The organism is Streptomyces sp. NPDC001373 (assembly GCF_042895815.1).
GTDB lineage: Bacteria > Actinomycetota > Actinomycetes > Streptomycetales > Streptomycetaceae > Streptomyces.
The window spans coordinates 46,164-67,422 of sequence record NZ_JBIAWQ010000013.1 but is presented as its reverse complement, the minus strand read 5'-3'; the positions used below and the strand labels follow the sequence as shown (position 1 = coordinate 67,422).

Below are 21,259 nucleotides of genomic sequence, written 5' to 3'. Positions count from 1 at the left end.
GAGGGAAGAGGCACCATGCAGACAGCGACCACACACACCGCGGGCACGCACCACACGGCACCCCGCCCGGACCGCGGACAGAACACCGAACCCGGCCCCGCCGGCGACCCGCGCCTGCGCTGGAGCACCACGGCAGGCCCCGACACGCCGCCCGTACTCCGCTTCCGCCGCGACGGCATCCTGCCCACCGTCGCCGCCGCCCTCTCCGTCCGCGGCGAAACCCTCACCGGCACCGCCGGCAAGGGCGACCAGCCACCCGTCCTGCACCCCCTCGTCCAGGACTTCCTCGACACCCTCACCAGCGGCCAGCGGGAGCGCTTCACCGGCCGCTGCCCCGAAGCCATACTCCTCTCCCGCCACCTCACCACCGTCGAAGGCGCCCGCAGCAGACGCGCCTCCCGCAAACCCCTCACCGCGAGCGAAGCCCGCCGCGCCCTGAAGCACTCCAAGATCACCGCCCGCCGCATCCGCGAGGACGGCGACCCGCTCCACGGCAGCTACGCACCCCCCTGCCGCTCCTGCGACGCGCTCCTCAACCACTTCGGCGTACGCCCCGTCGACCTCACCCAGCCCGAGTAGCCACCATGACCGCCTCCTCAGCCTCTTCGGCCTCCGCCACCCCCTCGGCCGCATCGGCCTCCTACGGCCGCTCCTCCGCCAACCGCTTCCCCGTCGGCGTCGACGCCGCCCTGCGCACAGCAGGCTGGGAACCCGGCCGCTGGGACATCAAACAAGCCGAATACTGGGCCGACGCCCTCCGCGACCACACCACCCCCGCCGGCCACCGCCACACCGTCTTCCCGGCCGCCGTCGAAGCCTGGGCCGAATTCGGCGGCCTCATCGTCACCGCCCCCGGCCCCGGCCGCCAGATAGCCCCCACCCCGGTACGCCTCGACCCGCTCACCGGACTCCACCTCGCCCGCACCTTCGCCGACCTCGGACGAGCCCTCTCCACCCAGCTCTGCCCCCTCGGCTCCGACACCGCCGGCGGCGCCCACCTCGCCATCGACCGCGAGAACCGCACCTACCTCGTCGACCACACCGGCGACTGGTACCTCGGCGCGAGCCCCGACGAGGCCCTCATCCTCCTCCTCACCGGCCTCCAGCCCGCCCGGCTCACCACCGCCGCCCCCTGACACCCCGGGGGCGGGACTACCCGAACGGCAGCACCGCCGACACCCGGAACCCGCCCCCGTCCGTCGGCCCCGACACGAACACCCCGCCCAGCCCCAGCACCCGCTCCCGCATCCCCACCAACCCGTTGCCCCCACTGGGCAGATCGGCACCCCGCGCCTCCCCCTCGCACGGCCCGTTCTCCACCTGCATCGCCACCTCCCCCTCCCGGTGCGCCAGCCGTACGACGACCCGCGCCCCCGGAGCGTGCTTGTGGCAGTTCGTCAACGCCTCCTGCACCACCCGGTACGCCGTCTGCTCCACCTCCCCCGGATACACACCCCGCTCCCCCTGCACCACCATCTCCACACTCATCCCCGCCGCCCGCGACTGCCCCACCAGCACCTCCAGCTCCGCCAGCGAAGGCCCCTCCTCCACCACCCGCACCGGCGCCACCGCCGCAGCCACCGGAGCCACCGCCCTGACCGGCTTATCCGACGCCCGCAGCACCCCCAACATCTCCCGCAGCTCCGTCAACGCCTGCCGCCCCATGTCCCCCACCAGCACCGCGTTGCGCACCGCCTTCTCCGGATCCTTACCGGCCACCGCCTGCAACGCCGCCGCGTGCACCACCATCAACGACACCCGGTGCGCCACCACGTCGTGCATCTCCCGCGCGATCCGCGTCCGCTCCTCCTGCCGCGCCCACTCCGCCCGCTCCTCCGCCCGGTCGGCCAGCAGCGACAGCTCCCGCTCCAGCGAGTCCGCCCGCTCCTGCAGGCTCTCCATCAGCCGCCGCCGCGCCCCCACGTACAGTCCGAGCAGGACCGGCGGCACGGTCAGCGCCACCGCCATGAACGCGGACAGCACGAAGACCAGCGCCCCCTCCCCCTCGACGTCCCCCCGGGTCCTCAGGTAGGTGACGACGAACGTCCCGGCCAGCGACATCGCGGCCAGCGTGGCGGTGATCCGCCGGGGCACCTCACAGGCGGCCAGCGTGTACAGCCCCACCACCGCGAGCAGGAACCCCATCGCCGCCGGCGTGACGGCGATCCCGACCAGCACCACGGCGATCGGCCACCGCCGCCGCAGCACCAGCACCGCCCCCACCAGGAACCCGAACAGCACCCCCAGCCACACCGGCAGCCCGGCCTCGTGCGCGAACGGAATCCCCTCGAAGGCGCACTCGACGGCGGACACCACCCCCAGCCCCACATCGAGCACGGCCCCCCGCCGCCGCTCCCACCACCAGGGCCCGTCCCGCCCGGCCCCTTCGCGCTCGTCCCCCGTACTGGTCATGCCGACCAGCGTACGCAGCGCCCCCAGCACAGGCGCGACCGCAATTCCCGCGAACGCGGGGTAATCGCACGTACGACTGAATCGCCCGCGATCCGAGACCTGAATCCCATATTCCGGACGACAGTGGCGGCATGAGCGAAACCCGACCTCCCCCCGGCGACGGCACAGGCGGCCTCCGCAGCGGGGCCACGACCTTCGAATCCCTCCGGGAGCAGGCCATCGCCCTGCGGCGCGAGGGCCTCAGCCGCCGACAGATCCGCGACCGCCTGCGGGTCCACAACAACGACATCCTCAACCGGCTCCTGGAGGGTGAGCCCCCACCGGAATGGACGAAGCGGCCCAACGCGAAGGACGGCCTCCGCGACCGGGCCCGCGAACTTCGCCTCCAGGGCCTGACCTACGACCAGATCCAGGTCGAGCTCGGCTGCTCGAAGAGCTCGATCTCCCTCTGGGTCCGCGACCTGCCGAAGCCGGAGCGGCACCGCTCCCCGGAGGAGGCCTCGGCGATCGCCAGGCACGGATGGGAGCGCACCCTCGCCGTGCGCAACGAGGAGCGGCGCCGGGTCAAGCAGGAGGCCGCCTCCCAGATCGGCGCACTCTCGGACCGGGAGCTGTTCCTGGTGGGCGTGGCCCTGTACTGGTCGGAGGGCGCCAAGGACAAGCCGTACGAGCGCCGTGAGCGTGCGACCTTCGTGAACAGCGACCCCGACATGATCGGCGTGCACCTCGCGTGGCTGCGCCTCCTGGGCGTCACGGAGGAGCAGCTCCGGCTCTCCGTCATGATCCACGAGACGGCCGACGTCGCCGGCGCGGAACGCTTCTGGGTCGAGTTCACGGGGGTCGACACGTCACGCTTCCTCAAGGCCACCCCGAAGCGGCACAACCCCAGGGCCACACGGAAGAACTCAGGCGACGGCTACAACGGTTGCCTCGCGGTCCGCGTGCTGCAAAGCGCCGGTCTGTACCGTCGCATCGAAGGCTGGTGGTGCGGCATAGTAGGGGCTGCAACCGAATCCGATCAACAAAATCGGACATAAAGGGCGAACTATCCCGGATCGTCTAAGGGCAGGACAAATGGTTTTGGTCCATTGAATGAGGGTTCGAATCCTTCTCCGGGAGCTCACAGCACACGGCCGCTCAGATTCGGGTCCTGACCTCAAGGTCGGGACCCGGCCTCGTTTCCGACCTGTGACCCCCCGCTATCCTTCACGGGTCCACCCCCGAAGCCGAAGGGCACACCCGTGAGCGCAACCCGCCCGGCAGCCGTCGTCGTACTCGCAGCGGGTGAGGGCACCCGCATGAAGTCGGCCACTCCGAAGGTCCTGCACGAGATCTGCGGGCGCTCGCTCGTCGGTCACGTGGTCGCCGCCTCCCGCGAGCTCGACCCGACCCACCTCGTGGTCGTCGTGGGCCACGCCCGCGAGCAGGTGACCGCGCACCTCGCCGGCATCGACGCCGGCGTCCGCACCGCCGTCCAGCACGAGCAGAACGGCACCGGCCACGCCGTCCGGATGGCCCTCGAAGAACTCGGCGGCACGGTCGACGGGACCGTCATCGTCGTCTGCGGCGACACCCCGCTGCTCACCGGCGAGACCCTGCGCGCCCTCGCGGCCACCCACGAGGCCGACGGCAACGCCGTCACCGTCCTCACCGCCGAGGTCCCCGACTCCACCGGCTACGGCCGCATCGTCCGCGACCCCGCCACCGGCGCCGTCACGGCCATCGTCGAGCACAAGGACGCCACCGACGCGCAGCGCGCGATCCGGGAGATCAACTCCGGGGTCTTCGCCTTCGACGGCGCCCTGCTCGCCGACGCGCTCGGCAAGGTCAGCACCGACAACAGCCAGGGCGAGGAGTACCTCACCGACGTGCTGGGGATCCTGCGCGAGGCGGGCCACCGCGTCGGCGCGGCGGTGGGCAGCGACCACCGCCAGATCCTCGGGATCAACAACCGGGTGCAGCTGGCCGAGGCCCGTGCCCTGCTGAACGCGCGTCTGCTGGAGCGGGCCATGCTCGCGGGCGTGACGGTCGTGGACCCGGGCAGCGTGTTCGTGGACGTGACGGTGACCTTCGGGCAGGACGCGCTCGTCCACCCCGGTACCCAGCTGCTGGGCGACACGCACGTCGGCGAGGGGGCCGAGGTCGGTCCGAACACCCGCCTGAAGGACACCCGCGTGGGTGCGGGGGCGCGCGTGGACAACACGGTGGCGGACGGGGCGGTCGTCGGCGACCAGGCGGCGGTCGGCCCGTTCGCGTACCTGCGTCCGGGGACGAACCTCGGGGTGAAGGCGAAGGCCGGTACGTACGTCGAGATGAAGAACGCGACGATCGGCGAGGGGACGAAGGTCCCGCACCTGTCGTACGTCGGCGACGCGACGATCGGCGAGTACACGAACATCGGCGCCGCGAGCGTCTTCGTGAACTACGACGGGGAGCACAAGCACCACACCACCGTCGGCTCACATTGCAAGACGGGTTCGGACAACATGTTTGTGGCTCCGGTCACGATCGGGGACGGTGCCTACACGGCCGCCGGATCGGTGATCACGAAGGACGTCCCGGCGGGCGCGCTGGCCGTGGCACGCGGCCAGCAGCGGAATATCGAGGGTTGGGTGGCCCGCAAGCGGCCCGGCAGCGCTGCCGCGACGGCGGCGCAGTCCTCGACCGAGAAGGACTCCGGCCAGCACTGAGGTGAACTGACCGGAAACGAGTACGCCCTGGACGGCGTACCGTGATAGGTGCACGCAATTCGGCTGGCTCACCGTGTGCGGGACGGACGTACACGGGGGCGAGCAGCTTTTCACACGTCTGAGGAGACAGTGCTGTGACCGGGATCAAGACGACCGGCGAGAAGAAGCTGATGCTCTTCTCCGGCCGCGCCCACCCCGAGCTGGCCGAGGAGGTCGCGCACCAACTGGGGGTCAGCCTGGTGCCGACCAAGGCTTTCGACTTCGCGAACGGTGAGATCTACGTCCGCTTCCAGGAGTCGGCGCGTGGCGCGGACTGCTTCCTGATCCAGAGCCACACGGCTCCGATCAACAAGTGGATCATGGAGCAGCTGATCATGATCGACGCGCTGAAGCGCGCGTCGGCTCGTTCCATCACGGTGATCATCCCGTCGTACGGGTACGCCCGCCAGGACAAGAAGCACAAGGGCCGCGAGCCGATCTCGGCGCGTCTGGTCGCGGATCTGCTGAAGACCTCGGGTGCGGACCGGATCCTGACGGTCGACCTGCACACGGACCAGATCCAGGGCTTCTTCGACGGCCCGGTGGACCACCTCTCGGCCCTCAACGTCCTCGCGGACTACGTGGGCGCCAAGGTGGACCGCACGAAGCTGACGGTGGTCTCCCCGGACGCCGGCCGCGTGCGGGTGGCCGACCGCTGGTGCGACCGCCTGGACGCGCCGCTGGCGATCGTGCACAAGCGCCGTGACAAGGACGTCGCCAACCAGGTGACGGTCCACGAGGTCGTCGGTGAGGTCAAGGGCCGCGTCTGCGTGCTGGTCGACGACATGATCGACACGGGTGGCACGATCTGCGCCGCGGCCGACGCGCTGTTCGCGCACGGTGCGGAGGACGTCATCGTGACGGCGACGCACGGCATCCTGTCGGGTCCGGCGGCCGACCGCCTGAAGAACTCGAAGGTCAGCGAGTTCGTGTTCACGAACACGCTGCCCGACCCGTCCGACCTGGAGCTCGACAAGATCACGGTCCTGTCGATCGCCCCGATGATCGCCCGCGCGGTGCGCGAGGTGTTCGAGGACGGTTCGGTGACGAGCCTGTTCGAGGAGCAGCAGTAGGGGCCTGAGGGTCCTGCGCTAGATCCTTTTGGGCGCGGCCTCCCCCGCCGGGTACACTCGACGAGTTGCTCGGCGAGGGAGGCCGTACCTGTTTTCCGGTACGGGTGCTCCGTTATCGACGCGCTCTTCGTAGCAGGCCGTTTCGGCCGGGTGACTTCTGTCCGTTTTCGTCACCCCACGAGGAGTGAACATGTCCGAGATCAAGCTTTCCGCGAAGCTCCGTGAGTCCTTCGGCAAGGGCTCGGCCCGTCAGGCCCGCCGCGACGCCCTGACCCCGGGTGTCATCTACGGTCACGGCACGGCCCCCAAGCACGTCGGTGTCGAGGCCCACGCCCTGATGATGGCCCTGAAGACCCCGAACGCGCTGCTCTCCCTGGACATCGCGGGCGACGGCACCGAGCTGGTCATCCCGAAGGCCGTCCAGCGTCACCCGCTGAAGCGCAACATCCTGCACGTCGACTTCCTGATCGTCCAGAAGGGCGAGAAGGTCACGGTCGAGGTTCCGGTCGTGACCGAGGGCGACCTGGCCGCCGGCGGCAACCTGCTGGAGACCCTCCTCGCCACCGTCTCCGTCGAGGCCGAGGCCACCCACATCCCGACCGAGGTCACCGTCTCCATCGCGGGCCTGGAGGCCGGTGCCACCGTGCACGCCTCCGACCTGGTCCTGCCGGCCGGCACCACGCTGGCCATCGACGGCGAGACCGCCGTCCTGCAGGTCGTCGCCCCGCAGGCCGAGGAGCCGGCCGCCGAGGCGGCCGAGGGCGCCGAGGCCTGAGCCTCGCCCTTCTCCCTCAGCAGTTGCTGACCGACCGCCGTCCGGCTCCACTGGAGCGGGACGGCGGTCGTCTTCGTTCAAGGCCTTAAGGAGCTTTTGATGTCGGACGACGCGGCACCCTGGCTGATCGTCGGCCTCGGGAACCCGGGAGCGGAGTACGCCGGCAACCGCCACAACATCGGCTTCATGGTGGCCGACCTGCTGGCCGAGCGGATCGGCGGCAGGTTCAAGGCGCACAAGGCGCGGGCGCAGGTGTTGGAGGGCCGGATCGGTGCTCCGGGGCCGGCGAACCGGCGGGTGGTGATCGCGAAGCCGATGTCGTTCATGAACCTGTCGGGCGGTCCGGTGGCGGCGCTGCGCGATTTCTACAAGGTGCCGCTGGAGCGGATCGTGGCGGTCCATGACGAGCTGGACATCGACTACGCGACGCTGCGGCTGAAGCTGGGCGGCGGGGACAACGGCCACAACGGGCTGAAGTCGATGACGAAGGCGATGGGTGCGGACTACCACCGGGTGCGGTGCGGTATCGGCCGGCCGCCGGGGCGGATGCAGGTGGCGGACTTCGTGCTGAAGGACTTCTCGTCGACGGAGCGCAAGGAGCTGGACTGGTTCGTGGACCGGTCGGCGGATGCGGTGGAGTGCCTGGTCCAGGAGGGTCTGGAACGGGCGCAGTCCGCGTACAACTCGTAGGGCGGTACATGGTGGAGCCCCCCGCGCCGGATGGTGCGGGGGGCTCCGTCGTGTGCGGGCGGGGTCAGCCGGTGTTGCGCAGGCCGGCGGCGACGCCGTTGACGGTCAGGAGCAGGGCGCGGGCCAGCAGCGGGTCGGGGGTTTCGCCGCGGGAGGCGGCGGCGCGCTGGCGGGCCAGCAGGGAGACCTGGAGGTAGGAGATGGGGTCCAGGTAGGCGTCGCGGACGGCGAAGGTCTGCTGGAGGACGGGCTGGGAGTCGAGGAGCTTCTCGCCGCCGGTGATGCGCAGGACCTCGCGGACGGTGAGCTCGTGTTCGGCCTCGATGCGGGCGAAGACGTGCTTGAGCTCGTCGGGGACGAGGGTGTCGACGTAGTGGCGGGCGATGCGCAGGTCGGTCTTGGCGAGGGTCATCTCGACGTTGGAGAGGAAGTTGCGGAAGAAGTGCCACTTCTCGCCCATCTCGCCGAGGGCGTCGTCCTGGCCGGCTTCGCGCAGGGCCTTGAGGCCGGAGCCGACGCCGTACCAGCCGGGGACGATCTGGCGGGACTGGGTCCAGCCGAAGACCCAGGGGATGGCGCGCAGTCCGTCGAGGCCGGCTCCGGAGTCGGGGCGGCGGGAGGGCCGGGAGCCGAGGTGGAGGTCGGCGAGCTGGTCGACGGGGGTGGCGGCGAAGAAGTAGGCGGGCAGGTCGGGGTCTTCGACGAGCTCGCGGTAGGCGGCGTGGGCGGCGTCGGAGACGATGTCCATGGCCGCGTCCCAGCGAGTGAGGGCGTCGGGGGACTGGCGGGGCGCGGTGTGCAGGGCGGAGGCCTGGAGGGTGGCCGCGACGGTCAGTTCGAGGTTCTCGCGGGCAAGGGAGGGGACGAGGTACTTGTCGGAGATGACCTCGCCCTGTTCGGTGACCTTGATCTCGCCTTCGAGGGTGCCCCAGGGCTGGGCGAGGATCGCGTCGTGGGAGGGGCCGCCGCCGCGGCCGACGGTGCCGCCGCGGCCGTGGAAGAGGCGCAGGCGTACGCCGTGGCGGTGGGCGACGTCGCGCAGGCGGCGCTGGGCGCGGTGGATCTCCCACTGGCTGGTGGTGATGCCGCCGAACTTGCTGGAGTCGGAGTAGCCGAGCATGACCTCCTGGACGTCGCCGCGCAGGGAGACGAGGCGCCGGTAGGAGGGGTCGGCGAGCATCTCGTCGAGGATGACGTCGGCGGCGCGGAGCTCGTCGGTGGTCTCCAGGAGGGGCACGATGCCGATCTTGGCCCAGCCGGCGTGGAGGTCGAGGAGGCCGGCTTCGCGGGCGAGGACGGCGGCGGCGAAGACGTCGTCGGCGCCCTGGCACATCGAGATGATGTAGGACTCGATGACCTCGGGGCCGAACTTCTCGAAGGCATCCTTGATGGCGGAGAAGACGCCGAGGGTCTTCTGGCCGGCGGGGTCGAGGGGTGCGGGGGTGGGTGCGAGGGGGCGGCGGGAGCGGAGTTCCTTGGCGAGGAGCTTCTGCCGGTAGTCGCGGGGCATGTCGGTGTAGCGCCAGGACTCTTCGCCGAGGCGGTCGAAGAGCTGGCCGAGGGCGTGGTGGTGGGCGTCGGCGTGCTCGCGTACGTCCATGGTGGCGAGCTGGAGGCCGAAGGCGGCCAGGGTGCGGATGGTGCGGTCCATGCGGCCGTCGGCGAAGAGGCCGCCGCGGTGTTCGCGCAGGGAGGTCTGGATGAGGGTGAGGTCGCTGAGGAGCTCGGCGGTGCCGAGGTAGTCGCGGCCTTCCTCGTGGGGGGTGCCCTTGGCGAGGCGCTCGCGGGTGTTGAGGAGCTTCTGGCGGATGCAGGTCGCCTTGAGGCGGTAGGGCTCTTCGGCGTTGAGGCGCTTGTAGCGGGGGCTGATCTCGGGGAGGCGTTCGAGGTCGGCCTGGAGGGAGGTGAGGAGTTCCTCGGTGGCGCCGGTGTAGCGGATGGAGTTGGAGAGCAGTCCGCGCAGGAAGTCGATGAGTTCGAGGGCGTCGGTGATGCCGTGCTCGTGCTGGAGGATCAGCACGTCGCGGGTGACGTCGGGGGTGACGTTGGGGTTGCCGTCACGGTCGCCGCCGATCCAGGTGCCGAAGGTGAGGGGGCGGGTGCCGGCGGGGAGTTCGATGCCGACGCGCCGGAGTTCGGCGGCGAGGTCCTCGAGGACGTCGCCGACGGCGTCGGCGTGGAGCTCGTCGAGGTAGTAGATGGCGTTGCGGGCCTCGTCGGTGGGTTCGGGGCGGACGACGCGCAGTTCGTCGGTCTGCCAGACGAGGTCGATGTTCTCGGCGAGGCGCAGGTCGTGGCGGCGGCGGTCGCCGGCTCCGGTGACGGGCTCTTCGAGGAGGGCGGCGATGCGGCGGAGCTTGTTGAGGACGCTGCGGCGGGCGGCCTCGGTGGGGTGTGCGGTGAAGACGGGGCGGACGTTGAGGTTCTTGACCGTCTCGCGCAGGTGCTCGGGGTCGGCGTCCTTGAGCATGTCGGCGGTGCGGGCGAGGAGCCCGCCCTCGGCGGCGCGGTGGGCGCGCAGTTCCTTGCCGCGGTGGACCTGCTCGGTGATGTTGGCGAGGTGGAAGTAGGTGGAGAAGGCGCGTACGAGCTTGGCGGCGGTCTCCAGGTCGGTGTCGCCCAGCAGTGCGGCGGCGGCCTCGCCGTCGGTGCGGGTCAGTGCGCGGACGCGTTCGACGAGGTCGAGGAGGTCCTGGCCCTCCTGGCGTACGAGGGTCTCGCCGAGGAGGTCGCCGAGGCGGCGGATGTCCGCGCGCAGTTCCGCGTTGGCCGTCTGAGCGGCGTCCTTGCGGTCGGACGGGGCGGCGGGCTGGGTGACGGGGGCCTGGGGGGCCTGGTCAGCACTGCTCACAGGTGCGGCTCCTTGCAGTGTTCGAGCGCTACTGGGCTGTGGGCTCCCGGGGGTGCGCGTCCGGCGGTGCCGATGGTGGTGCGCAGCCCGGGCTGCCCGTGCGGACCGCGCTGTCCGACGACACCAGGATAGGTGGAGTGCCCCTGTGCCCCGGCAGAGCGGGCCCGGGTGTGGCGGGGCGGCGTGGTGCGGGGTGGCGGTGCGGCGGTGCGGCGGCGCGGAGGTGGGGTGGTCCGAGGGGGTGGCGGGGATGGAGTGGGGGGTGGCTCGGGGGTGGGGTGTGCGCGGGGGGCCTTGCCGGGCGGGGCGGTTTTGCCATACTTACGTTGCCGTAGGTTACGGGTCCGTAGGTCTGCGGGGCCCCTGACCGGGGCATCTGCCGGCTTCTCACCCCCCAGGGGATCCTCGATGACCCTCAGTCCCGATCTGATGGAGAGTGCTGCGGCGCCCTCCGATATCCCGGTGCCGTCCGCGACCCGCGGCGGTGAGCAGAAGCGTTCCATGGAGCAGGTCGCGCTGCTGCTGTTCATCACCGTGCCGTTCCTGGCGCTGCTGGCGGCGGTGCCGCTGGTGTGGGGCTGGGGGGTGAGCTGGCTGGACCTCGGCCTGATGGCGTTCATGTACTTCCTGGCGTGCCACGGGATCACGATCGGCTTCCACCGCTATTTCACGCACGGTTCCTTCAAGGCGAAGCGGCCGCTGCGGATCGCGCTGGCGGTGATGGGCTCGCTGGCGGTGGAGGGTCCGCTGGTGCGCTGGGTGGCGGACCACCGCAAGCACCACAAGTACTCGGACCACGAGGGCGACCCGCATTCGCCGTGGCGGTTCGGGGAGACGGTGCCGGCGCTGCTGAAGGGCCTGTGGTGGGCGCACATCGGCTGGCTGTTCGACGAAGAGCAGACGGACCAGCAGAAGTACGCGCCGGATCTGATCAGGGATCCGGCGATCCGGCGGATCAGCCGTGACTTCGTCTACTGGACGGTGGTGTCGCTGGCGGTGCCGCCGCTGGTGGGCGGTCTGGTGACGATGTCCTGGTGGGGGGCGTTCACGGCGTTCTTCTGGGGTTCGCTGGTGCGGGTGGCGCTGCTGCACCATGTGACGTGGTCGATCAATTCGATCTGTCACGCGGTGGGCAAGCGGCCGTTCCGGTCGCGGGACCGCAGCGGCAACGTGTGGTGGCTGGCGGTGCTGTCGTGCGGGGAGTCCTGGCACAACCTGCACCACGCGGATCCGACGTCGGCGCGCCACGGCGTGCTGCGCGGGCAGGTCGATTCGAGTGCGCGGCTGATCCGCTGGTTCGAGCTGGCGGGCTGGGCCTGGGACGTGCGGTGGCCGTCGGGGGCGAGGATCGACGCCCGGCGCAAGGAAAAGACCTCGAACGCGGCATGATGGGGGACGTGGCGATCGACGGCAGCAGTACCAGCAGCGACAAGCCCAGGCGAGGACGCCGGGTCCGGATGACGGGCGCCGAGCGGCGCCAGCAACTGCTGGACATCGGCCGCACCCTGTTCGCCGAGAAGGGGTTCGAGGGCACGTCGGTGGAGGAGATCGCGGCCAAGGCCGGGGTGTCCAAGCCGGTGGTGTACGAGCACTTCGGCGGCAAGGAGGGCCTGTACGCGGTGGTGGTGGACCGCGAGATGCGCCAGCTGCTGGACGGGGTGACGGGCGCGCTGACGGCCGGGCATCCGCGGGAGCTGCTGGAGCAGGCGGCCTTCGCCCTGCTGGACTACATCGAGAACTACACGGACGGCTTCCGGATCCTGGTGCGGGATTCTCCCGTGGCGCAGTCGACGGGGACGTTCGCGTCGCTGATCAGTGACATCGCCACGCAGGTGGAGGACATCCTGGGTCTGGAGTTCAAGGCGCGGGGGTTCGATCCGAAGCTGGCGCCGCTGTACGCGCAGGCGCTGGTGGGGATGGTGGCGCTGACGGGGCAGTGGTGGCTGGAGACGCGGCGGCCGAAGAAGGCGGAGGTGGCGGCGCACCTGGTGAACCTGGCCTGGCACGGGCTGGAGCACCTGGAGGCGCGGCCGCGGCTGGTGGGCCACCGCAAGAGCTGAGGGCCCGCCGTACGTGTGCGGGGCGGCGCCCCGTCACCGGGATTCCGGTGACGGGGCGCCGTCGTGCGTGGGGGGCCGCCGCCTGGGGCGGCGGCCGTGTTCAGCGGCCGGTGAGGGGTTCCAGGAACTCCAGCCGGTTGCCCACGGGGTCGTGCGAGTAGAAGCGCCGGTGGCCCGGCAGGTTGTCGTCCCAGACGACGTCCGCTCCGCGCTCGCGGAGTCTGCCGGCGTACTCCTCGATGCCGCTCACGCGCAGTCCGGGGTGGGCCTTGCGGGCGGGCCGGAAGTCCTCCTCCACCCCCAGGTGCAGCTGTACCGCGCCCGCGGCGAACCAGCAGCCCCCGCGCGCGGCGAGGACGGGGGGTTTGGAGATCTCGGTCATGCCCAGGACGTCCTGGTAGTAGGCGCGGAGCCTGTCCTCCGATCCGGGCGGTGCGGCGAGCTGCACGTGGTCGACGGCGGTCAGCACGGTCATGCCTCCTTGCGGGCGATGGCGAAGATGCGGCGGAAGGGGAAGACGGTGCCCCGGGGGCCGCTGGGGTAGGCCAGGCGGAGCGCTTCGCGGTATTCGGCGAGGAAGCGTTCGGCGGCGTCGCGGTCGTCGCCGAGGACGGTGAGGACGGGGCGCAGGGCGGTTCCCTTGACCCAGTCGAGGACGGGGTCGGGGCCCTGGAGCATCTGATAGTAGGTGGTCTCCCACACGTCGACGGCGCAGCCGAGCTCGGTGAAGCGGGCAAGGTACTCGGCGGGTTCGAGGATGTGGATGTAGCGGGCGCCGTGCCCGCCGAGGCGTTCGCGCCAGCGCGGGGTGTCGCAGAGCTCGGCGAGGAGGCGGTGGCTGGGGGCGGTGAAGTTGCCGGGGATCTGGAAGGCGAAGGTCCCGCCGGGCCGCAGGCCGTTGATCCAGGCGGCGAAGGAGCCGGGGTGGCTGGGCACCCACTGGAGGGCGGCGTTGGAGACGATCAGGTCGTAGGTCTCCTCGGGCATCCAGTCGGCGATGTCGCCGGGGCGGAAGTCGAGGCGGCCGCCGCCGGGGGTGGGTCCGGCGTGCTCGGCGTCGGCGAGGCGGAGCATCTCGGGGGACAGGTCGAAGCCGGTGATGTGGGCCTCGGGCCAGCGGTCGGCGAGGAGGGCGGTGACGTTGCCGGGGCCGCAGCCGAGGTCGGCGATGCGCGCGGGCCGGGTGGGGAGCTCCGGTATGCGCGTCAGCAGGTCGAGGAAGGGGCGGGTCCGGTGGCCGGCGTGCCGCAGGTACTGGTGGGGATCCCAGACGGGTGCGGAGGGGGTGGAGCCGTCCATGGCGCGGGGGCGCACGGCCGGCGCGGTGTCGGAATGCATGTTCGAGCCTCCCTACTGGTGGGGCGGTCGGAAGCGGAAGCTGTTCCGGCCCCCTCCATGCCCCATGCTCGTCCAGAGTATATCTCGATATCAAGATTCTCGATTTGAAGAGACTTCATGTCGACAGACCCCGTACACTGATCCGCATGGAGGACGAGGTCGACCGACTGGTCGCGGCATGGCGGCGAGAGCGCCCTGACCTCGACGTGGAACCGCTCGAAGTGCTCAGCCGAGTGAGCCGGCTCGCACGCCACCTCGACCGCGCCCGCAGGCTGGCCTTCTCCGAGCACGGCCTCGAACCGTGGGAGTTCGACGTCCTGACCTCGCTGCGGCGTGCGGGAGCCCCGTACCAGCTCTCCCCCGGACAGCTGCTGACCCAGACGCTCGTCACCTCCGGCACGATGACCAACCGGATCGACCGGCTCGCCAAGAAGGGCCTCGTCGAACGGCTGCCGGACCCCAGCGACCGGCGCGGGGTGCTGGTACGGCTGACCCCCGAGGGCCGCGACCGCGCCGACCAGTCCCTGGCGGGGCTGCTGGCCCAGGAACGGGCGATCCTGGCCCAGCTCTCCGCGGCCCAGCGCGTCGACCTGGCGGGCCTGCTACGCCAGTTGACCGCTCCGTTCGACAACATCCCCGGATAGCTCCGCCGGCCGTACGCCGGCCCGCCGGGCCAGGGCCACGGCCGCCAGGGTGGAGTGCACCCCGAGCTTGCCCAGCACGTTCTGCATGTGGGTGCGGACGGTGTGCGGGGAGAGGAACAGCCGCGCCGCCACGTCCTTGCGGCCCAGCCCCGCCACCATGCACCGCAGCACCTCGTGCTCGCGCGGGGTGAGGGACTCCACGAGCCGCTCGCTGTCGGTGCGGTGCTTGCGGGCGGCCGTCAGCTCCCGCAGCACCCCCGTCAGCAGGGCCGGCGCCAGATGCGTCTCCTCGCGCAGCACCCCCCGGATCACGGCGAGCAGCCGCGACAGCGAGCAGTCCTTCGCCACCCACCCGGAGGCCCCGGCCTGGAGCGCCAGGGCCGCCCGGCGGGGGTCGTCCCGCTCGGCGAGGACCACCGTCCGCACGCCGGGGTGGGCGGTGCGCACCCCGGCGACCAGGGCGATCCCGTCCGCCGGCGGCGGGGCCTGGGCTCCCGGCGCGCGCTGGCCGGGTACGGGCAGGACCGCACCCGCACCGGGGGGCGCGCCCGGTGCGGCAGGCGTGCCCGCCGTGCCCGCCGTGCCCCGTGCGGCGGCCGCGCCGAGGTCTGCGTCGACGAGCAGCACATCGAAGCGGCGACCCTCCGCCGCCGCGCGTTCGAGGCAGCGCTGGGCCGCGGGACCGCTGCCGGCCGCGGACACGTCCACGTCCGGCTCGGCCGCGAGCGCGGCTGCGAGAGATTCGGCGAAGATGCGGTGGTCGTCGACCACCAGGACCCGGATACGAACCACAAAACCCCCAAGGGTCGGGGAACGGACGACTACGGGTACGACGCCCGGCCGGGTGGCCCACAGGCCGCCGCGGCCGCCGCCGCGACATCTGTGCACCTACCCGGGACCGGACGCCGTACCCGGCGTGTCTCGACCCCTGAATCAACACCGGCCCCCACCGGCGTCACGCTTCAGCGTAGAGCGGGCCGCGTCCGGTGGTTGGCCGAATAGCAGAAGTTTTCCGAGCGATTTTCGGGTCGTTGGGTCCGCAACGGCCCTCCGTGTGGCCGGTTTTCGACTGTCCGGAAGCCCGGGAGCGCGAGGTCCCGGCCGGCGTGTGCCCCGGGCAGTTGCGCGGGGTCGGTTTCACCCGGCGTACGCACGCCGGGCGCCCGCGCAGGGCGCCCGTGGGCCGCGCCCGCCGGACAGGCGCGCGCCCCCCGCACCGGACGGTGCGGGGGGCGCGGCGAGGCGTCGTCGGACCGGCGCACAGGGGGCGCAGGGGGCGCGGCCCCCCTCGGGTCCGGAGCGTCAGGAGCGGTGCCCGCGGGCGAAGTTCCAGGCGTCCGTCACGATGCCGGTGAGGTCCGAGCGGGTCGGGACCCAGCCGAGGCGTTCGTGCGCCGTGCGCGCGGAGGCGACCAGCACCGCCGGGTCGCCGGCCCGGCGCGGGGCGACGACCTCCGGGATCTCGTGGCCGGTGACCTTGCGGACCGTCTCGATGACCTCGCGCACCGAGAAGCCGCTGCCGTTGCCGAGGTTGCAGATCAGGTGCTCGCCCTCGGCCGCGACGCGCAGCGCGGCGAGGTGGGCCTCGGCGAGGTCGGCGACGTGGATGTAGTCGCGCACGCAGGTGCCGTCGGGGGTCGGGTAGTCCTCCCCGAACACGGAGATGGCCTCGCGCTCGCCCAGGGCGACCTGGAGGACCAGGGGGATCAGGTGGGTCTCGGGGTCGTGGCGCTCGCCGAACTCCTTGTAGGCGCCGGCCACGTTGAAGTAGCGCAGCGAGACCGCGGCGAGGCCGTGCGCCGCGCACTCCCCCGCGATCATGTGGTCGACGGCCAGCTTGGAGGCGCCGTAGGGGTTGGTGGGGGCGGTCACCGAGGTCTCGGTCAGCGCGCCCTGTGCGGGCTCCCCGTAGGTGGCGGCGGTGGAGGAGAAGACGAGCGTGCGGACCCCGGCCTCGCGCATCGCGGTGAGCAGGGCGAGGGTGCCGCCGACGTTGTTGTCCCAGTACTTGCCGGGGTTCACCACGGACTCGCCGACCTGCGAGGAGGCCGCGAAGTGGAGGACGGCGTCGTAGGAGGAGTCCAGGTAGCGTGCGGCGTCCTGGATACGGCCGTTGACCAGGGTGGCGCCGGCGGGGACGCCCTCGCCGAAGCCGGTGGAGAGGTCGTCGAGGACGGTGACCTCGTGTCCGGCCTCCAGGAGATGGGCGGCGACGACGCTGCCCACGTATCCCGCACCACCGGTGACCAGGTACTTGCTCACTCGTACTCCTACCTCTCGCGGAAGCACGCGGCTGCGCGTGCTGGTGTCTCGTGTCTGGCTTACCGGATTCCGCGCTTCCGGGGAAATCGCGGGCCCCGGGGGGCCCGGCCCGGCGGGGCGGGGGGCCCGGCCCCCCGGCCCGCCGGGAGCTCAGCTCCCGGCCGGCTGCGGCCGGTCCCGGTGCTCCTGCGGCGTCCGCTGTGCGGGCGGCGCGGCCCGGTCGAGCAGTCCGGTACGGGCGGCCAGTGCGGCCGCCTCCAGCCGGGAGCCTACGCCCAGCTTCATCAGGACCCGCTGGACGTGGGTGCGCGCGGTGCTCGGCGCGATGTCCATCCCGGCGGCGATCAGCCGGGTGTCCTCGCCCTCGGCGACCCGCACCAGCACCTCCACCTCGCGCGGGGTCAGCAGCCGCAGCAGCCGGCTCCCCTCGTCGTCGGGCTGCGCGGAGGGGTTGAGGAGCTCGGCGAAGGCGCTCTGGAGCAGCTGCGGGGAGATGGCCGCCTCCCCCGCCCGCGCCTTGGCCAGGGCCCGCTCGACGCCCTCGATGCGCTCGTCCTGGCGTACGTAGCCGCAGGCGCCGGCGGCGAAGGCGGCCGCGATCCCGCGCGGGCTCGGCACCGGGCCGAGGACCACGACGGCGATCTGCGGGCGCTCGCGCCTGATGCGCACGACGGGTTCGAAGACCCCGGGTTCCGCAGGGGTGGCGGTGCCGAACAGGCACACCTCCGGGGCGCGGCTGATGACCAGTTCGGCGGCTCCGGCCGCCGGCGCGGCCGCCGCGAGCACGCGGTGCCCGCGCAGCTTCAGGGCCGAGGCGAGCGCCTCGGCCAGCAGACGGTGCTCGTCGACCACCATGACGCGTACGCCCATCAAGGCTCCCACCCCAGATCCTTCTGACCCGGCAAGCTACACGCTTGTTCGACGGGGCGCGGGGGTTACCGCGCGAAAGCCCCCGATCGGTGGGTGCCGTCCGGGGGCTCTCGCCGCTGTGCGCGCCGTGTCCGCGCGGGCGTCAGTTCGCCGCGAAGGAGATGAACAGGTAGTCCTTCTCCTTGTCGGAGTAGGGCTTGCTCGCGAGGGTTTCGGCCATGAACAGGCGCCCGTTGTGGTATCGGATCTCGGAGCGGTCCGGTGAGAAGCCGGCCTCCAGGCTCCGGGTGCCGGGCGGGTTCTGCATCAGGAGGGTCTCCTTCATCGTCTTGCCGTCGATGCTGACGACCTGGCCGCCCCCGTCGTAGGGGGGCACCTTGTAGGCGATGATGCTCGACCCGTCCATGCGCAGCGGGTACATGACGTACTTCTCGCCCGCGTCGGCGCGGTCGCTGGTGGCCTTGCCGGTCTCCAGGTCGAAGGAGACGATCTCGTTGGTGCGTCCGGTGGGGGACGCGCCCTGGTGCTCGTACGAGGGCAGGTAGACCTTGCCGTTGCCGACGACCATGTTGGTGCACTGCTCGACCTCGGTCGCCGGGCACCTGGGCGCGTAGCTGCCCGCGGAGAGCCCGATGCGGGTCTTGAGCTGACCGGCGTCGTCGAGGACGAAGAGGTCGCTGACGTTGGTGGCGTTCTTCGCGGTGTTGCCGACGTTGGCGGCGACGATGAGCGGCTTGGTGGAGAGGATGCCGGCCCACTCGATGCCCGCGGACAGCTTGTACGAGTACTTCGGCGCGCCGGTGACGGGGTCGAGGGCCTGCGCGTAGAGGGTCTCCTCCGCGGCGCGTCCGCACTTGCGGAGCACGGCGAGGGCCTCGCCGCCGCCGTAGCCGAGGTCGTAGCAGCCGTCGGCGTCGGTCTTGGGGGTCCACAGGGGCTTGCCGTCGGCGAGGTTCCAGGCGGCGCCGCCGTAGAGGCCGCCGGCGGCGACGGTCTGGCCGCTGATGGTGACCTCGGTGAAGGCCACCGGCTTGTCACCGCCGGTGGCGGACTTGGCGGTGGCGGACCAGACCAGCTTGCCGGTGTTCAGGTCGATGACGCCGGCCTGGGTGCACTGGGGGTACTTCTTCTCGTTGGTGGCCGGCCCCTCCTCGAAGAGGATGGCGGTCTTGTTGTCGCTGACGTGCTTGCTGGCGCCGCAGACGTTGGCGTTGAGCGGGAGCTCCCACTTCTTGCCGCCGTCGGTGAGGTTGTAGCCGACGACCTTGCCCAGGTCGGACTTGACGTAGGTGGTGTCGGTGAGCCAGGAGCCCTTGACGGAGACCACGTCGGAGGGCGGCTGGGTGGTGACGTTGACCAGCGTCTTCGACTTGGGGTTGGCCGGGGCCTTCTCGCTGCCGGCCAGGGCGGGGGCCTTGGGGTCGGGCGAGCCGCTCGCCGAGGCGCCGGGCGGGTTGTCGCCGCCGCCGTCGTCGGAGGTGTAGAGGTAGCCGCCGCCGATGATGAGGGCCATCGCCAGTACGGCCGCGCCGACGATCATCAGCTGGTTGCGCAGGTCGTTGCCGCCGCCCGCGGACGGGGTCGGCGGCTGCGGGGCCGGGGCCTGGAGGGTGCTCGGCTGCGGCGGGTAGGCCTGGCCGGGCGGCTGCTGCGGGTAGCCGTAGCCGGGCTGGGCGCCCGGCGGGGGCACGGCCGGCTGGGCGGGCTGGGTCGCGGCCTGGGGCGGCTGCGGGGCTGCCGGGGGCTGCCCGGGCGGCGGGCCGGGCGGCGGCGGGGGGCCGCCGAAACCGCCGGAGGGCGGCTGGCTGGGGGGCGGCGGGGTGCTCATCTGCTGCTACTGCCTCTCGGTGGGCGGCTCGGTGGACTCGTTCACTTGCCGAATGCCATCAGGAGCTTCTCGTCCGTGCTGTTGGCGGCCAGCGTGGTCACGGACAGGAAGAAACGGCCGTCCTCGAAGGACCTCTTGGCGAACATGAAGGAGCCCTCGATCTTCGCGGACGGGCCCGAGGGCAGGCGCAGCAGCGTCTTGGGCGCGCCGCCGGCCACCGGGAACGAGACGATCTCGCCGGGCTCGTCGAGGGCGCCGGTGCGGTAGGCGGTCAGCTGTCCGTTCGCGGCCTTGAGGGGGGTCAGGCCCCGCTTGTCCCCGGCGGCCTGGCGCCACCTGGGCTTACCGGTGCCGAGGTCGAAGGCGACGATCTCGTTGGCGGAGCCGGCCTTGGTGTCGGTCGCCAGGTAGAGGGTGTCTCCGTCGACGGCGGAGTCCCCGCAGCCCTGGAGGTCGTCGACGCTGCTGCCGCCGCAGTTGACCTGGAAGGAGCCCTCGGCGGCCATGCTGGAGCGCTTCTTGCCGTCGGCGGTCAGGGCGATGACGGCGCGTTCCTTGGTGTCGCGGTTGCCGATGTCGAGGACGGCCGGGGAGACCGAGTAGACGCCCTTGACCTGCCAGCCCTTGGGGAGCCGGTAGGCCCAGGTCTTCTTTCCGGTGACCGGGTCGGCGTCCTGGACCTCGACGGTGTGGTCGTCGTCCATGCACAGGGCGATGCCGAGCATCTTGCCGTTGCCGGCGGCGTACTGGGTGGGCTGGCAACCCTCGGGGACGTTGCCGGAGAAGAGCTTGTCGCCGGTGCTGATGCGGTAGGCGCTGGTGCCGCCGAGCCGGTTGACGACGGCGGTGTCGCCGGTGAGGCTCACGGCGGCGCTGCCGCCGCCGTCGAAGATTCCCTCCTTGACGACCTCCTTCGTCCAGCCCTCCTTGCCTGCCTTCAGGTCGATCAGCTTCAGCTGGTTGCAGGAGGCGTTGGAGCCGGTGCCGTCCTTGACGACGACGACCGTCCTGCCGTCGGCGGTGGTCTGGTCGGTGAGCCCGCAGATCTCCGCGCGGGTGTCGATCCGCCACTTCTCCTTGCCGTCGGTGACGGCGTAGCCGACGAGGGCGGTGCCGACGGTCTTGGCGACGGTGTCGCCGACCACCCACTGGCCCGCGGTGGGGATGCCCGAGCCGGGGCCCTGGAGCTTGACGGTCTTGAGCCACAGTGCCTTGTCCTCGCCGGGCTTGCGGCCCGCGTTGAGGTCGGTCTGCTCGGCGGTGCCGTTGCCGCTGCCGTCGCCCTTGTCCACGGACGGGGAGGCGGAGGGCTTGGGGTCGGCGGGGGTGGAGGCCTGGGCGGCCGGCTTGCCGGGGCCGTCGTCGCCGGCGAAGGCGAACCAGGCTCCGGCGCCCAGGACGAGGACGCCCGCGACGGCCGCGGCGATGACGGCCGGGCCCTTGCCGCGGCCGCCGGACGGCGTTCCGGGGGCCGCCGGGTAGCCGGGGCCGCCCTGCGGGAGGAGCGGCTGGGGGACGGTCGGCGGCTGCTGGGCGTACGGGTTGCCGCCCTGGGGCGGGTAGCCGTATCCCGGTGGGGGCGGCCCGGGGAGGTGGTCGTAACCGGAAGGGGGCGGCGGCTGGTTCGGCGGCTGGGGCTGCTCGGTCATCGGCGCATACCTTCGGCTTCAGGCGGTCGGTGAACCGGGAGGGACCCCCGGAGATCGAAAAGAACCGACCCTTTCTAT

General features: G+C 71.8%; 19 protein-coding genes and 1 tRNA gene. 11 read left to right on the top strand and 9 right to left on the bottom strand.

All coding sequences use genetic code 11. The features are described 5' to 3' along the window. Positions 1–15: 15 nt before the first annotated feature. Both ACFY15_RS26410 and ACFY15_RS26405 read left to right on the top strand, forming a co-directional pair. Positions 16–579 carry a YwqJ-related putative deaminase gene (locus ACFY15_RS26410; protein ID WP_390688522.1) on the top strand — a complete coding sequence of 188 codons (564 nt, stop codon included), beginning with the start codon at positions 16–18 and terminating at the stop codon, positions 577–579. A gap of 5 nt (positions 580–584) precedes the next feature. Continuing rightward, positions 585–1,136: an SUKH-3 domain-containing protein gene (locus ACFY15_RS26405; protein WP_390688521.1), complete on the top strand. Its 552-nt coding sequence runs from the start codon at positions 585–587 to the stop codon at positions 1,134–1,136. Between the two features lie 16 nt (positions 1,137–1,152). Here ACFY15_RS26405 and ACFY15_RS26400 read toward each other — a convergent pair whose 3' ends face one another. After that, a complete protein-coding gene (locus ACFY15_RS26400; RefSeq protein WP_390688520.1) occupies positions 1,153–2,412 on the bottom strand; it encodes a histidine kinase in 1,260 nt (419 codons plus the stop codon). A 131-nt stretch (positions 2,413–2,543) separates the two neighbouring features. Between ACFY15_RS26400 and ACFY15_RS26395 the strand changes: the two genes are divergently transcribed. The 6 genes from ACFY15_RS26395 (at position 2,544) to pth (ending at position 7,679) form a co-directional block, all read left to right on the top strand. Further along, positions 2,544–3,449: a hypothetical protein gene (locus tag ACFY15_RS26395; RefSeq protein WP_390688519.1), complete on the top strand. Its 906-nt coding sequence runs from the start codon at positions 2,544–2,546 to the stop codon at positions 3,447–3,449. A gap of 11 nt (positions 3,450–3,460) precedes the next feature. Then, positions 3,461–3,531, top strand: a tRNA-Gln gene (locus tag ACFY15_RS26390). A gap of 122 nt (positions 3,532–3,653) precedes the next feature. After that, positions 3,654–5,102 carry a bifunctional UDP-N-acetylglucosamine diphosphorylase/glucosamine-1-phosphate N-acetyltransferase GlmU gene (glmU, locus tag ACFY15_RS26385; RefSeq protein ID WP_390688518.1) on the top strand — a complete coding sequence of 483 codons (1,449 nt, stop codon included), beginning with the start codon at positions 3,654–3,656 and terminating at the stop codon, positions 5,100–5,102. Between the two features lie 134 nt (positions 5,103–5,236). Next, positions 5,237–6,214 (top strand): ribose-phosphate diphosphokinase, encoded by a 978-nt coding sequence (locus ACFY15_RS26380; protein WP_042815924.1) that lies wholly within the window; start codon positions 5,237–5,239, stop codon positions 6,212–6,214. Between the two features lie 190 nt (positions 6,215–6,404). Next, positions 6,405–6,989, top strand: coding sequence for a 50S ribosomal protein L25/general stress protein Ctc (locus ACFY15_RS26375; protein WP_390688517.1), 585 nt, complete (start codon positions 6,405–6,407; stop codon positions 6,987–6,989). Between the two features lie 99 nt (positions 6,990–7,088). Next, a complete protein-coding gene (gene pth, locus ACFY15_RS26370; protein WP_390688516.1) occupies positions 7,089–7,679 on the top strand; it encodes an aminoacyl-tRNA hydrolase in 591 nt (196 codons plus the stop codon). A gap of 64 nt (positions 7,680–7,743) precedes the next feature. Here the strand turns inward: pth and ppc are convergent, their stop codons facing one another. Further along, complete coding sequence (ppc, locus tag ACFY15_RS26365) at positions 7,744–10,437, bottom strand: phosphoenolpyruvate carboxylase (protein WP_390688542.1); 2,694 nt, start codon at positions 10,435–10,437, stop codon at positions 7,744–7,746. A 501-nt stretch (positions 10,438–10,938) separates the two neighbouring features. On the opposite strand from ppc, the gene ACFY15_RS26360 reads away from it, so the two are divergent. Continuing rightward, entirely contained in the window at positions 10,939–11,919 is a 981-nt protein-coding gene (locus tag ACFY15_RS26360) for an acyl-CoA desaturase (protein ID WP_390688515.1), read from the top strand. After that, positions 11,916–12,590, top strand: coding sequence for a TetR/AcrR family transcriptional regulator (locus tag ACFY15_RS26355; protein ID WP_366450839.1), 675 nt, complete (start codon positions 11,916–11,918; stop codon positions 12,588–12,590). The genes ACFY15_RS26360 and ACFY15_RS26355 overlap by 4 nt, the downstream gene beginning before the upstream one ends. 100 nt (positions 12,591–12,690) lie before the next feature. Here ACFY15_RS26355 and ACFY15_RS26350 read toward each other — a convergent pair whose 3' ends face one another. Both ACFY15_RS26350 and ACFY15_RS26345 read right to left on the bottom strand, forming a co-directional pair. Next, complete coding sequence (locus ACFY15_RS26350) at positions 12,691–13,059, bottom strand: VOC family protein (RefSeq protein ID WP_390688541.1); 369 nt, start codon at positions 13,057–13,059, stop codon at positions 12,691–12,693. A gap of 2 nt (positions 13,060–13,061) precedes the next feature. Next, positions 13,062–13,928, bottom strand: coding sequence for a trans-aconitate 2-methyltransferase (locus ACFY15_RS26345; protein ID WP_390688514.1), 867 nt, complete (start codon positions 13,926–13,928; stop codon positions 13,062–13,064). Between the two features lie 146 nt (positions 13,929–14,074). Here ACFY15_RS26345 and ACFY15_RS26340 point away from each other — a divergent pair, with 146 nt between their 5' ends. Continuing rightward, positions 14,075–14,572 carry a MarR family transcriptional regulator gene (locus ACFY15_RS26340; protein WP_366450841.1) on the top strand — a complete coding sequence of 166 codons (498 nt, stop codon included), beginning with the start codon at positions 14,075–14,077 and terminating at the stop codon, positions 14,570–14,572. Here the strand turns inward: ACFY15_RS26340 and ACFY15_RS26335 are convergent. From ACFY15_RS26335 to ACFY15_RS26315, 5 genes are all read right to left on the bottom strand, one after another. Then, complete coding sequence (locus ACFY15_RS26335) at positions 14,531–15,364, bottom strand: LuxR C-terminal-related transcriptional regulator (RefSeq protein WP_390688513.1); 834 nt, start codon at positions 15,362–15,364, stop codon at positions 14,531–14,533. The genes ACFY15_RS26340 and ACFY15_RS26335 overlap by 42 nt on opposite strands. 510 nt (positions 15,365–15,874) lie before the next feature. Beyond that, positions 15,875–16,834: a UDP-glucose 4-epimerase GalE gene (gene galE / locus ACFY15_RS26330; protein WP_390688512.1), complete on the bottom strand. Its 960-nt coding sequence runs from the start codon at positions 16,832–16,834 to the stop codon at positions 15,875–15,877. A gap of 150 nt (positions 16,835–16,984) precedes the next feature. Further along, entirely contained in the window at positions 16,985–17,704 is a 720-nt protein-coding gene (locus ACFY15_RS26325; RefSeq protein ID WP_390688540.1) for a response regulator transcription factor, read from the bottom strand. 142 nt (positions 17,705–17,846) lie between these two features. Further along, a complete protein-coding gene (locus tag ACFY15_RS26320; protein ID WP_390688511.1) occupies positions 17,847–19,532 on the bottom strand; it encodes a PQQ-binding-like beta-propeller repeat protein in 1,686 nt (561 codons plus the stop codon). 41 nt (positions 19,533–19,573) lie between these two features. Then, entirely contained in the window at positions 19,574–21,181 is a 1,608-nt protein-coding gene (locus ACFY15_RS26315; protein WP_390688510.1) for a PQQ-binding-like beta-propeller repeat protein, read from the bottom strand. Positions 21,182–21,259 lie beyond the last annotated feature (78 nt).

Bases quoted from the DNA above. Each gene is read 5' to 3' on its own strand.
- pth (WP_390688516.1), top strand. From the start codon at position 7,089: ATGTCGGACGACGCGGCACCCTGGCTGATCGTCGGCCTCGGGAACCCG.
- ACFY15_RS26405 (WP_390688521.1), top strand. From the start codon at position 585: ATGACCGCCTCCTCAGCCTCTTCGGCCTCCGCCACCCCCTCGGCCGCA.
- ACFY15_RS26355 (WP_366450839.1), top strand. From the start codon at position 11,916: ATGATGGGGGACGTGGCGATCGACGGCAGCAGTACCAGCAGCGACAAG.
- ACFY15_RS26360 (WP_390688515.1), top strand. From the start codon at position 10,939: ATGACCCTCAGTCCCGATCTGATGGAGAGTGCTGCGGCGCCCTCCGAT.
- ACFY15_RS26325 (WP_390688540.1), bottom strand. From the start codon at position 17,704: ATGGGCGTACGCGTCATGGTGGTCGACGAGCACCGTCTGCTGGCCGAG.
- ACFY15_RS26395 (WP_390688519.1), top strand. From the start codon at position 2,544: ATGAGCGAAACCCGACCTCCCCCCGGCGACGGCACAGGCGGCCTCCGC.
- ACFY15_RS26345 (WP_390688514.1), bottom strand. From the start codon at position 13,928: ATGCATTCCGACACCGCGCCGGCCGTGCGCCCCCGCGCCATGGACGGC.
- ACFY15_RS26400 (WP_390688520.1), bottom strand. From the start codon at position 2,412: ATGACCAGTACGGGGGACGAGCGCGAAGGGGCCGGGCGGGACGGGCCC.
- ACFY15_RS26410 (WP_390688522.1), top strand. From the start codon at position 16: ATGCAGACAGCGACCACACACACCGCGGGCACGCACCACACGGCACCC.
- ACFY15_RS26340 (WP_366450841.1), top strand. From the start codon at position 14,075: ATGGAGGACGAGGTCGACCGACTGGTCGCGGCATGGCGGCGAGAGCGC.
- ACFY15_RS26375 (WP_390688517.1), top strand. From the start codon at position 6,405: ATGTCCGAGATCAAGCTTTCCGCGAAGCTCCGTGAGTCCTTCGGCAAG.
- ACFY15_RS26315 (WP_390688510.1), bottom strand. From the start codon at position 21,181: ATGACCGAGCAGCCCCAGCCGCCGAACCAGCCGCCGCCCCCTTCCGGT.
- ACFY15_RS26320 (WP_390688511.1), bottom strand. From the start codon at position 19,532: ATGAGCACCCCGCCGCCCCCCAGCCAGCCGCCCTCCGGCGGTTTCGGC.